Annotated in this window: 11 protein-coding genes; 5 read left to right on the forward strand and 6 right to left on the reverse strand. The window is 43.4% G+C overall.

All coding sequences use genetic code 11. The annotated features are described in order from the left end of the window. Nucleotides 1-63: 63 nt before the first annotated feature. Together AB4Z08_RS02905 and AB4Z08_RS02910 are read left to right on the forward strand one after the other, a co-directional pair. A complete protein-coding gene (locus AB4Z08_RS02905; protein ID WP_441572271.1) occupies nt 64-1,392 on the forward strand; it encodes a hypothetical protein in 1,329 nt (442 codons plus the stop codon). A 135-nt stretch (nt 1,393-1,527) separates the two neighbouring features. Then, a complete protein-coding gene (locus AB4Z08_RS02910; RefSeq protein ID WP_441572272.1) occupies nt 1,528-2,478 on the forward strand; it encodes a LysR substrate-binding domain-containing protein in 951 nt (316 codons plus the stop codon). 96 nt (nt 2,479-2,574) lie between these two features. Here AB4Z08_RS02910 and AB4Z08_RS02915 read toward each other — a convergent pair whose 3' ends face one another. The 3 genes from AB4Z08_RS02915 to prmA form a co-directional block, all read right to left on the reverse strand. Continuing rightward, on the reverse strand, nt 2,575-3,378 hold the full coding sequence (locus AB4Z08_RS02915) for a M48 family metallopeptidase (RefSeq protein ID WP_441572273.1): 804 nt from the start codon (nt 3,376-3,378) through the stop codon (nt 2,575-2,577). Between the two features lie 107 nt (nt 3,379-3,485). After that, nucleotides 3,486-4,127: a glycerol-3-phosphate 1-O-acyltransferase PlsY gene (gene plsY, locus AB4Z08_RS02920; protein ID WP_441572274.1), complete on the reverse strand. Its 642-nt coding sequence runs from the start codon at nt 4,125-4,127 to the stop codon at nt 3,486-3,488. A 118-nt stretch (nt 4,128-4,245) separates the two neighbouring features. After that, nucleotides 4,246-5,070, reverse strand: a complete 825-nt coding sequence (prmA, locus tag AB4Z08_RS02925; RefSeq protein WP_441572275.1) for a 50S ribosomal protein L11 methyltransferase — start codon at nt 5,068-5,070, stop codon at nt 4,246-4,248. Nucleotides 5,071-5,245: 175 nt separating this feature from the next. Here prmA and AB4Z08_RS02930 point away from each other — a divergent pair, with 175 nt between their 5' ends. After that, nucleotides 5,246-5,818, forward strand: a complete 573-nt coding sequence (locus tag AB4Z08_RS02930) for a hypothetical protein (protein ID WP_441572276.1) — start codon at nt 5,246-5,248, stop codon at nt 5,816-5,818. Nucleotides 5,819-6,160: 342 nt separating this feature from the next. On the opposite strand, the gene AB4Z08_RS02935 is transcribed toward AB4Z08_RS02930, so the two are convergent. The 3 genes from AB4Z08_RS02935 to AB4Z08_RS02945 form a co-directional block, all read right to left on the reverse strand. After that, complete coding sequence (locus tag AB4Z08_RS02935) at nt 6,161-8,503, reverse strand: polyribonucleotide nucleotidyltransferase (RefSeq protein ID WP_441572277.1); 2,343 nt, start codon at nt 8,501-8,503, stop codon at nt 6,161-6,163. 124 nt (nt 8,504-8,627) lie between these two features. Continuing rightward, nucleotides 8,628-8,954: a 30S ribosomal protein S15 gene (gene rpsO / locus AB4Z08_RS02940; protein WP_441572278.1), complete on the reverse strand. Its 327-nt coding sequence runs from the start codon at nt 8,952-8,954 to the stop codon at nt 8,628-8,630. A 94-nt stretch (nt 8,955-9,048) separates the two neighbouring features. Then, nucleotides 9,049-9,744, reverse strand: coding sequence for an ATP-binding cassette domain-containing protein (locus AB4Z08_RS02945; RefSeq protein ID WP_133810138.1), 696 nt, complete (start codon nt 9,742-9,744; stop codon nt 9,049-9,051). Nucleotides 9,745-9,916: 172 nt separating this feature from the next. Between AB4Z08_RS02945 and AB4Z08_RS02950 the strand changes: the two genes are divergently transcribed. Continuing rightward, a complete protein-coding gene (locus tag AB4Z08_RS02950; protein ID WP_441572279.1) occupies nt 9,917-10,288 on the forward strand; it encodes a BlaI/MecI/CopY family transcriptional regulator in 372 nt (123 codons plus the stop codon). Further along, nucleotides 10,285-11,955 carry a TonB family protein gene (locus tag AB4Z08_RS02955; protein ID WP_441572280.1) on the forward strand — a complete coding sequence of 557 codons (1,671 nt, stop codon included), beginning with the start codon at nt 10,285-10,287 and terminating at the stop codon, nt 11,953-11,955. The genes AB4Z08_RS02950 and AB4Z08_RS02955 overlap by 4 nt, the downstream gene beginning before the upstream one ends. Nucleotides 11,956-11,965: the final 10 nt, after the last annotated feature.

Here is an 11,965-nt window from a genome sequence, read left to right on the forward strand (position 1 = left end):
TGCCTGATGATGTTTTTGGCATCATATTTTCTTAAATTTTTGTTAACAAAAAGCAAAAACAACATGTTAAAACACCTACCAACGGAAATGAAGCATGATAAACGCTTGACTGCCAAGCCCGATGAGTCATTACCGTTAGTACACCTGGCCCAAAGATTCTTCACTACAGGATGGATTAAATTTATACCAGCACCTCTTGTTTTACTTTTTACTTTTCAAACGGTGTATGCACAGGATCCGGAGCTGAAAGGAACCGTTGCTCCTGTTATCAAAACCCAGGATACCACTATCCGTAAGTTATTGGAAGAAGTACAGCGGATCACGGATAATGACAAGCAAAATTCCAATGCCATACAGGCATTGTTGCAGGGAAAGGACTTCGATAATATGACCAAATATGACCTGATCAAAAATAATATTATCAATGCCAGCGAAACTTATTACCTGCTTAACAAAAAAATAATTGATCTCAAGTCCCGCACCACTACCAACAACCTGGATGTATTCATCACTTCATTGAATAACCCCGAAAGTAAAGCACTCGGGTTTTCACTGAGCGATCGCATTGTTGAGCTGGTAGAAAAAATTATTCTTAAAAATAAAGGGGATAAAAGCGAGAAGAATTCTAAAATCGTAGAGTCTACCAAGTCAATTATCAACAGCCCTATTTTCCAAAGCTTTACTTCCCTCACACCTCCGTTGGCCATCGCCAACTCGGTGATGAACTTCCTGCACAGTGTGAGCGTAAACAACAAACAGATTAATCAGAAGTCATTACAGGATTTCGAAAAAGAGCTGAACAAATATGTAGTGTATTACACCGCATTAAATGATGCCAACCAGAAATTCGAATATGGCCTCAACTTTAATAAAGATCAGTTAAGTCTCCTGCAGGACAACTTATTTGATCACCTGTCCTTCACGGCTACTTCCATGAAGTTCCCCGCCCCTCAAAAAGGCAATCAGAGCCTGAGCCAGACAATGAACGAATATTTCATTGATTTCAGAAAAGAAAAAGTGGTGGATTATTTCAATAAACTGGAAGAAAAATATTCCAAAGGCAAGCGGATAGATTATGAATCCCTGCTGCGTGAAAATTCTTCCCTGAAAGAAGTCAACAACCAACTGGAAGACCTGGTACTGCAAACCAAAAGATTCGAAAATCTTTATAATGAATATTTCACTTTGCTGGATTCTTACTACACCAAAGTAAATAACTCCCTGAAGATTGCCCAGGATAACGGACTGGCAGATAAGAGCATTATTGACACCAAACAGGCTGAATTCAGAAACCTGAAAACAGAAGCGGTGGGCGAAATCCAAGCCTCTATCAATATCCGTGAACTGTATAGCAATACAGAAAAGATCAAATACAGATACAGAATATTCTAGCATCCGGGATAATACCGGTAATATGTTACGGATTTGTAAGAAGATGCCCCATAGGATGTCTTCTCTCAAATCCGTAATTCTTTTCCCCTTCCTATAGATTTTATTGATACCTTCGTGGGATCAATTTAGAGGAAAATGACGACAGTTCAATTGGAGTATATTGTTGCGGTAGATACTTACAGAAGTTTTATCATGGCAGCAGAGAAATGCTTTGTGACCCAGCCAACGCTAAGCATGCAGATACAAAAACTGGAGGATGAATTAGGCATTAAATTGTTTGATCGTAGCAAATTACCGGTAGTCCCTACTGAAATAGGTATTTCTGTGGTAGCGCAGGCAAGGATTATTATCAAGGAAAATGCCCGCATCCGGGAAATCATTGCAGACCAGAAAAAAGAAGTACAGGGCAACCTGAAAGTAGGTATTATCCCTACACTGGCTCCCTATCTGCTGCCCCGCATTCTCACCGGGTTCATGAAAAAATATCCGAAGGTAAAACTGGAAATATGGGAATACCCGACGGAACAGATTATGCAACAGCTGAAACAGGAACTGCTGGATTGCGGTTTACTGGCCACTCCCCTGCACAACCCTCACCTGGAAGAACATCCCCTGTTCTACGAGTCCTTTGTGGTATACACTGCCAAAAGCAATGCTTTATACGAGAAGAAAATAGTGAAAGCAGAAGAGCTGGACATCAAAGATGTATGGCTGCTGAATGAAGGGCATTGTATGCGCAACCAGGTGCTGAATATCTGTAAAGATAAATTCACCATGGGCGATAACAAAAACCTGGAATACAATACGGGTAGTGTGGAAACACTGAAAAGAATGGTGGACCTGAACGAAGGATATACCATTTTGCCAGAGCTGTCCTTACAGGATCTTACTACCCGGCAACTGAATATGGTACGCTACTTTAAGGCGCCGGAACCAGTACGGGAAATCAGTCTCGTTACCCACCGCCACTTTATAAAACAAGCGCTGATAGAGGCTTTCAAGAAAGAAATCCTGGCGCACGTACCAGAGAAAATGAAAGTACAGAAGAATAAAAAAGTAATAGATATTATTACGGAGAAAGCATAAAGGATAAAGCAAAAAGCTATTGAGGCGAATAATTAAAGCGAATATGTTCCGCTCTAATTATTCGCCTCAATAGCTTTTTGCTTTATCCTTTATGCCTTACGCTTTTCCCGGTGTATAATACTTCATTGCTTCCGGCATCAGCTGCTGCAATTTCTGTACGCGGGTAGCATCGCTGGGATGCGTACTCAGAAACTCAGGTGGCTTCTGTCCCTTGCTCATATTTGCCATGCGTGTCCAGAAAGGAATGGATTCCTGTGGGTTGTATCCGGCCATCGCCATAAATATAACACCCAGGTGATCGGCTTCCAGTTCATTGGCACGTGAAAACGCCAGCATGCCCATATTACCACCTACACCAAAAGCCTGGTTAAAGAGGTTTACGGCAGTGGGATTTTTATTCAGCGCCACAGCACCTGCAACCTGAATACCCTGCACTACCAGTCCCTGGCTCATACGCTCGTTACCGTGACGGGCAATAGCATGTGCTATTTCATGTCCCATTACGCAGGCCAGTGCCGTTTCATTTTGTGTAACGGGTAGCAGTCCGGTATATACTACTACTTTACCACCTGGCATACACCAGGCATTCACTTCTTTATTATCTACGAGGTTAAACTCCCATTTATAACTGGCTACTTCGTTGCCCATATTGTTTTGGGTCATGTACCTGGTAACAGCGGCAGCAATACGCTGCCCCACTCTTTTTACCATTTCAGCATCTTTACTGGTTGTTTGAGCCACCACCTTGTTGGACGATAAAAAACTCTGGTACTCCTGCAGCGCCATCGACTGCATAGTACTTTCAGGAAGGAGGTTCAGCTGACTGCGGCCGGTAATAGGAACGCGCGAACACGCGGCTAATGCAAGGCTAGCAGTAAAGAACAAGACATACTTTTTCATGGGAGCATTAATTTAAATTGCGTTAAACGCAAAAAGCACAAAGCAAAAAGCATGCACATTTTATTGGCCATCGCTTCCTGCTTCATGCTTTTACTATATAACTATAACTAGTTTTTGTCCTTTTTGTTCTTAAATAACGGTACTTTACTCTCAACTCCTTTCAACAATCGTGTAATGTTTTTCTGATGGGTTAATACTACCATCAGCGCCACAGCTATTGCGAAGATGCGATAAAATATCTCAGGCTCATTAAAAATATAAAGGATCAGTATCGGAAATGCGATACTGGCAATAATAGAACTGAGAGATACATATCTTGTCAAAAACAGGATCATTAAGAAAACACCTACGCAGCATAAAGCAACCAGTGGCTGAATAGCCAGTACCAGGCCAAACAGGGTGGCAATACCTTTGCCTCCCTTAAAATTTGCCCAGATTGGGAAAATATGACCTACTACAGCAGCCAGACCAAGTCCGATCTGAAGATTCACCAGCTGCGTGAGATTAGCATGGTCCTGATAATAAGGGGCCAGATAAGCTAAACGTACTGCTAACACGCCTTTCAGCATGTCAACTACCATTACAAAAGTACCGGCCTTAGGACCCAGTACCCTAAAAGTATTGGTAGCACCGGCATTGCCGCTACCATACTCCCTGATATCCATACCAAAAACGCCTTTACTTACCCAGACAGCTGTGGGAACAGATCCGATCAGATAAGCACCAATAAGCAATAAAATTTCTACCATCACTACAAGTTAGGAATGCTAAGATAACAAATTCTGTGTTAAAATAGAGAGAATATTAGAAAAGATTATAACACAAAAGTTGGATTATCAACACTTTTTATATGTAACTTTTACTCTATTATGGTACAGGTACTTCAAATTGCAGGGCGAGCCAATTATCTTTCTCGATCCGCTTTTCCTTTACAAATCCCTGTGAAACAGCAGCGGCTACAATATTTTCTTCATCGGTAGGTAAGATGCCACTTAACAGTAATTTGCCACCAGGTTGAATCAGGCCGTGCATATCCCCCATAAATTGTAATAAGATGTTACAGTTGATATTCGCCAGCAATATATCATATTTTTCGGTAATGGCATCAAGCCGATCCGCTTGCCATACTTTTACTTTACTCATCTGGTTAGCGGTAATATTCTCCAGCGTATTGTTTACGGCCCATTCATCATAGTCAATAGCATCTGCTGTGGCCGCTCCCATCATTTCAGCCAGAATAGCCAGTATACCGGTACCCGTGCCAAAATCAAATACTTTTTTACCCACAAAACCGATGTCCTCCATCAGCTTTATCATGGAAGAAGTAGTGGCATGATGCCCCGTACCAAAGGCCATTTTAGGTGTAATCACAATTTCGTAGGCCGGTTTCGGGTCAAAAGGAGGATGAAAATCCGCCCGGATTCCGCAAAAATCATCTACCTGCACAGGCTCAAAATTACTCTCCCATAACGCATTCCAGTTAGCAGGTAAAATAGTTTCTTTTGTATAGGTAACACCCTGAGGCTGCAGGATGTCCTGCAACGCTGCTTCATCAAAATCAGTTTCCGGAATATAAGCGATGAGGGCATCCGTTTGCTCTTCAAATCCCTCATAATTCAACACAGATAATTGCGCAATCAACAGGTCAGACTGCTCTGCACCTGCACGCATCGTAATAGCAATGTAAGACATAGAGGGCAAAGATAGCCATTAGCTGCTAGCTTTCAGCGGTTAACAGGTAGCTAATCGGTTGATATAACGATAATTTATAGGCGGCTTGCCTGTCTCCGCCCGACAAAGGGACTGTCTTTATACGTATTAATGTGAATAGTATTATATTTGATTAATAAATAATATTAAATATCCTATGAAAGCACTATTCCTCCTGCTGGCCGGCGTGGCGTTGTCCATATCCGGAATGGCCCAGGTTATCAAAGTAAGACAACCTGTAGAACCGATCATCGACTCTATTGTGTATCAAACCGAGAATGTAACACTGATCTTCGAACGGAGCAATCTCCGCGATTATATGGTAAGTATGGACACTACGCTCCGTAACGCCAAATACAGCAACAAAGTGTTCAACAGTGTGCAGTTTACCCGCCTGAATGCCATCGATATGGGTAATCACTTCCGTAAAGCTTATTGCTACCTGGAAGATACCACCAATAAGGACTTCAGCTATAGTACGGGCAGAATGAACATGTTATGGGCCGAAGACGGTGGTATCATGTTACCATACGTAGAAGAAATACTACCGGATCTGCTGGCTGCAGGAACCGTAAGGGTGATCGACAGAAGTACGAAAGCATTGCAACCCGCCTATAAAATGATTGCGGAGCCTATTGATGGTAACAACTACCGGGTGTTCCGTTTAAACAGCGGCCGGGAGATTTTCCGTGAAAGTACCTTCCGGGTAGAGCAGCTAACAAAGCGATAAAGCGCAAACTTAGCTAACAATCAATCTGAAAAAATACTCAAAAACGGAAGTTTCAGGCAATTACCGGGATAAATTGGATGAAAAGGGAAGTATATGCCGAAAAAAGGAATTTTTGAGCCATTCCTTAGCTGGAATCCGGCTAAAAGTAAAAAATGGCGCAAAAACGGAAATTTCACCCATTTTTTACTACCGTATTAAAAAAAGCAGGGAAGATGAAATGATGATTTCATTTTCCCTGCTTTTTTAATACCAGCAGGTACTACCTGAAGCTAAAAAAGCAGCCTCCGTAGAGACTGCTTTTCTTCGTATTTAATTCCAGTTATCTGCTAGCTATAACAGCGCCTATTCGGCATCAAAGGTAGGCTCCTGTGGTTTTTCCGGACGGGAGTTGTAATCTCCGCCGCCACGGTTGCCATCGCGGTTGAAATCACGTCTGTCGCCGCCGCCACCGCGTCTGTCATCACCGCCACGTCTGTCGTCACGGGGACCGCGTCTGTCGCCACCACCACGTCTGTCGTCACGGAAATCACGTTCGCCGCGCTCTTCGCGTTCTGGTCTTTCTACATAACCTTCTGGTTTAGGCATGAGCACTTTGCGGCTCAGCTTAAACTTACCGGTTTTAGGATCAGTACCAGTCAGCTTCACTTTCACTTTTTCGCCTTCTGTCAGCACACCTTCCATTGTTTCCAGGCGTTTCCAGGAAACTTCAGAGATGTGGAGTAAGCCTTGTTTACCAGGCATGAACTCAACAAAAGCACCGTAAGGCATGATGGATTTAACAACAGATTCATATACTTCACCTACTTCAGGTATAGCAATGATTCCTTTTACCCATGCAACTGCTTTATCCAGGCTTTCTTTCTGAGCAGAGAAGATGCTAACTTCACCGGTTTCACCAACTTCTTCGATGTTGATAGTAGTACCGGTTTCGCGTTGAATCTCCTGTATAATTTTACCACCGGGTCCGATTACAGCGCCGATAAATTCACGGTCGATGATAATCTTCTCCATGCGTGGTGCATGTGGTTTAGGTTCAGGACGTGCAGCAGGGAATGCTTCGTACATGGCTTCCACGATGTGTAAGCGACCTTTCTTAGCCTGAGCCAGAGCGGAGCGCATAACGTCCATGCTTAAACCATCTACTTTAATGTCCATCTGTATACCCACAATACCATCACGGGTACCGGTTACTTTGAAGTCCATATCACCCAGGTGATCTTCATCACCAAGGATATCGGTTAATACCGCCCATTTACCATCGGAAGCGCGGGAGATAAGACCCATTGCCACACCAGATACGTGTTTAGGCAAAGGCACACCTGCGTCCATCAGTGCCAGTGAACCAGCACAAACAGTAGCCATGGAGGAAGAACCATTAGATTCGAGGATATCAGAAACTACTCTCACAGTGTAAGCGTAATCGCTGCCTGGCATCATTTGCTTCAGGGAGCGCATCGCCAGGTTACCATGTCCAACTTCACGACGACCAGGGCCGCGCATCATTTTCACTTCACCTGTAGAGAATGGAGGGAAATTGTAATGCAGAATGAATTTGGAGTAGTTGGAAACAGCTGCACTTTCTACCAGCAGTTCATCTTCCGGTGTACCGAGGGTAACAGTAGTCAGGGACTGTGTTTCGCCACGTGTAAACAGGGCAGAACCATGCGGGGAAGGCAGAATGTCTGTTTCCATTGCCAGCGGACGAACCTGATCCAGCGCACGACCATCTAAACGAACAGATTCGTCCAGGATCATGTTGCGGATCACTTCTTTTTCCAGATCATGCAGGTATTCTTTTACCAGCGGTTGATCTTCTTCAGGCAATTCGCCCAGGTGCTCTTTCAGTTCTACGCCGATAGCTGCAAACGCATCGCTGCGATCGTGCTTGGCAGAAGCTGACTTAGCCACTGTGTATATTTTTTGAGTAGCAAAAGCTGCTATTTTCGCTTTCAGTTCTTCATTCTGATGAGGCTGGGTGTATTCACGTTTACCGGTTACACCTTTCAGATCACGCAGTTGTTCCTGCGCCTTCACCTGCACCTTGATAGCAGCGTGTGCTGCCTCAATAGCGAGGATCAGGTCTTCTTCCTGGCACTCTTTACTTTCACCTTCCACCATCATGATGTTCTTGTCAGTAGCACCAATGATGAAGTCCATATCAGCTTTAGCCAGCTCAGTACGGTTAGGGTTGATAACGTATTTGCCATCGATACGGGCAACACGGGCTTCAGAAATAATTTCCTGGATAGGCACGTCAGAAACGGCCAGTGCAGCAGATGCAGCCAAACAAGCCAGTGCATCAGGCATTACTTCAGGATCGGAAGAAATCAGGGAAACTAATACCTGTACTTCGCATAAGTAGTTATCGGGGAACAGGGGACGCAGAGCGCGGTCAATCAGACGGGAAATGAGTACCTCTGAATCAGACAACCGGCCTTCACGTTTGAAAAAGGAACCGGGTATACGACCGGCAGAAGCAAATTTTTCCTGGTAATCAACTGTAAGGGGGAAGAACGACTGGCCTGGTTTGGGCTCCTTATTTGCTACCACAGTGGCCAGCAAAATGGCATTCCCTAAACGCACCGTAACAGCACCGTCAGCCTGACGGGCCAACTTGCCAGTTTCGATGGTCACCATACGACCGTCTCCTATATCGAACTTCACTGAAATAGGTGTCAGATTCATAATAAAGTGAGGATTAAATATAAAGTTATCCTTTTTTGATCGCTAAAGGATAACAAAAGGTATACATACAAAAAAACTATTCCCAACCTAAAAAGTTGGGAATAGCGCTATAAATAAGTCATGGTTATTTTCTGATACCTAACTTCTCGATGAGGGCACGGTAGCCTGTGAGGTTGGTTTTAGATAAATAGGAAAGCAAACGCTTTCTCTGGCCAACCATCTTCATCAAACCACGGTGGGTAGAAAAATCTTTTTTGTTTTGTTTCAGGTGACCGGAAATGCTGTTGATACGCTCAGTCAGCAGTGCAATTTGTGCTTCCGAAGAGCCTGTATTTTTTTCGCTTCCACCAAATTCCTTAAAAATATTGGCTTTCTTTTCAACAGTTAAGTAAGACATCTTTAAAAATAATAAGTAATAATAATGTTTTTTGTCGCTATTTTTCCGGTGCAAAGGTAATTTAAAAAATAGGAATTACCAATTAACAGGAAATTAATAATAAATGAGTGATAATGACCATTTGTAAATATTTCTTCTTCAACAACTCCTAAGAAGAAAAATTCACTGCGGCATTATCCGTTACATACCCGTTTTCCGTACGTAGTACTCTTGACGGGAATTTTTGTAATACAATATAATCATGTGTGGCCATTACGATGGCAGTTCCCTCCCGGCAAATACGGAATAATAACTGCATAATACCATCGGAGGTTTCCGGATCCAGGTTACCCGTAGGCTCATCTGCCAGGATCAGCTTAGGCGAGTTCAACATGGCACGGGCAATATCCACACGCTGCTGCTCTCCACCTGAAAGCTCATAAGGCATCTTAAACCCTTTGGTCCCTAATCCCACTTTGTCCAATACGTCCGAAATCTTGTTCTCCATCTCCTTTGGATCCTGCCAGCCGGTAGCCCGTAACGCAAATTTCAGATTATCATGCACATTGCGGTCTGTTAATAACTGAAAATCCTGGAACACCACACCCAGATTCCGGCGAAGATACGGCACTTTTTTCCAATCCATCTTCTTCAGGTCAAAACCAACTACCTGACCTGTACCATCGTTTAAAGGCAAATCACCATACAACGTCTTTAAGAGACTGGATTTACCAGTACCGGTTTTCCCAATGAGATAAACGAATTCTCCCTTATTCACCGTGATATTCACATCAGATAAAATCAAGGATTGCCCCTGGTATATGCTGGCATTAGTTAATTGTATGATAGGTTGTTCAGGCGTCATGTCCTTTCTATTTTTTTACGATCAGTTACGAACAAAAATAACTAATTAAAAAATAACTCGTTGTGATAATATATCAAATATCCTCTCCGGTGTTCATCTTATCAAAACTAAAAAAATAGTCGTAAAACTAAACAATTAGTTATACCTTAGAATCAGCGATTAAAACAAACATATGAAACAGCTTACCAAAGCCGAAGAGCAGATCATGCAGGCATTATGGGAAACAGGTCCTGCATTTGTGAAAGATATGATAGAAGTGATGCCGGAACCAAAACCACATTACAATACGGTATCTACCCTCATCAAAATTCTGATAGAAAAAGGCTTTGTGGATTATAAAGCCTACGGCAAATCACACCAATATTTTGCCCTGGTTACCAAAGATGCCTATAGCCATAAAACCGTCAACAATATCGTAAAAGGATATTTCGATGGTTCTTTTAGTAACATGGTATCTTTTTTTGTGAAAGAAAAGGAATTAAGCATCTCTGAGTTAGAAAAACTGGTACAAAAGATTAAAGACGCGCAAAAACCAAAACAATGACAGTGCTGCTCACCTACCTGGCCAAAGTAATCGTATGCTCTGCTGTACTATATGCATATTATTATATAGCATTGCGCAATAACCGCTTCCATCAATGGAACCGCTATTACCTGGTACTGATTACCATCGTGTCCCTACTCACGCCCCTGTTAAAAATACCTTTGCCAGGGCAAACGCCAGAACCTTCTGCGGTACTCTCCTACACTAACCGCATTATTACCCTGCGGGAATCAGTAATGCCGGTGGTAGCCAGTCCTGTGATCAGCTCCGGAACGCTGATTAACCTGGCATATATGCTGATCATCGCACTATTGATGACCCGTATACTGGTGAGCCTCTTTAAGATTAAAAAACTAATTCGCAGCAGCCAGGTACAACAGGTACCACCCTACCGTTTTGTAAAAAACGATGACATCAAAGCGCCCTTTTCCTTCTTTACATATATCTTCTGGGATCCCAATACTTCGCTGAACAGCCAGGAAGGACAACAGATCCTGAAACATGAACTCGTACACCTCCAGGAAAAACACAGCACGGATAAACTATTTATGGAAGTCGTTACCGCTGTTTGCTGGATCAATCCCTTCTTTCATCTGATCAAACGCGAACTGGCGCTCGTACATGAATTCCTCGCCGACAAAAAAGCCGCAGGAGAAGAAGTAGCGGGTTATGCCCAAACCATTCTTCAGATGGCCTTTCAAAGCAAACAATTCAGCTTTACCAACGATTTTTTCCATCCGCCAATAAAACGAAGAATCCTTATGCTGACACAATTCCACACGCCCAGGTTCAGTTATCTCAGACGTATACTCGTACTACCGCTGGCCGCATTCATTTTTTGTTCACTGGCGTTTGTGGCTGATAAGCACCCATCCGCCATTCGGGTGCTTACCACCACTGCCAACGCCACCTTTACTCCTCATCCGGAAGCCGCCGTCACAGCCACACCAGGTGATACCACCAGAAAGCCAAAAATGATTAAACCAGACGCCAATGTGATATTCACCTTTGTAGAACAACCTCCTATGTTTAAAGGTGGTGAAGATTCCCTGTCCAGATACCTGTCACGTAACATCCGCTACCCGAGAGTTGCCCAGGAAAATGGTATTAAAGGCACTGTGTTCGTTCAATTTATAGTAGATAAAGACGGTGCCATTAAAGAACCTAAAATTATAGGCGCCGAACGCGGCGGTGGTCTTGAAGAAGAAGCCATCCGGGTAGTAAAGGGTATGCCTAAATGGATACCAGGCCAGCAAAACAAGAAAAATGTAGCGGTACAATTTAATCTGCCGATTCGCTTTGTCCTTGACGAAGGTGATGCAGTAGTTGCCCCGGCTCGCAGTGAGGCAGTCTTCACCTTTGTAGAACAGCCCCCTGTTTTCCCGGGCGGAGAAGAAGCCCTTGCCAAATACCTTTCTAAAACCATTCACTATCCGGCAGAGGCGCAAAAAAACAATACTCAAGGTACTGTGTTTGTACAGTTCCAGGTAAGAAATGACGGCACCATCGCTGATGTTAAAACAGTTGGTGCCCTCAAGGGCGGTGGCCTGGAAGAAGAAGCCATCAGAGTAACGAAAGATATGCCTAAATGGAAGGCCGGCAAACAGAATGGCCGGGAAGTAAATGTGCAGTTCAATTTGCCGATACGATTTAGTTTACAGCAATAACACTTATAAA

The sequence above is a fragment of the Chitinophaga sp. RAB17 genome (assembly GCF_052114225.1).
Taxonomy (GTDB): domain Bacteria; phylum Bacteroidota; class Bacteroidia; order Chitinophagales; family Chitinophagaceae; genus Chitinophaga.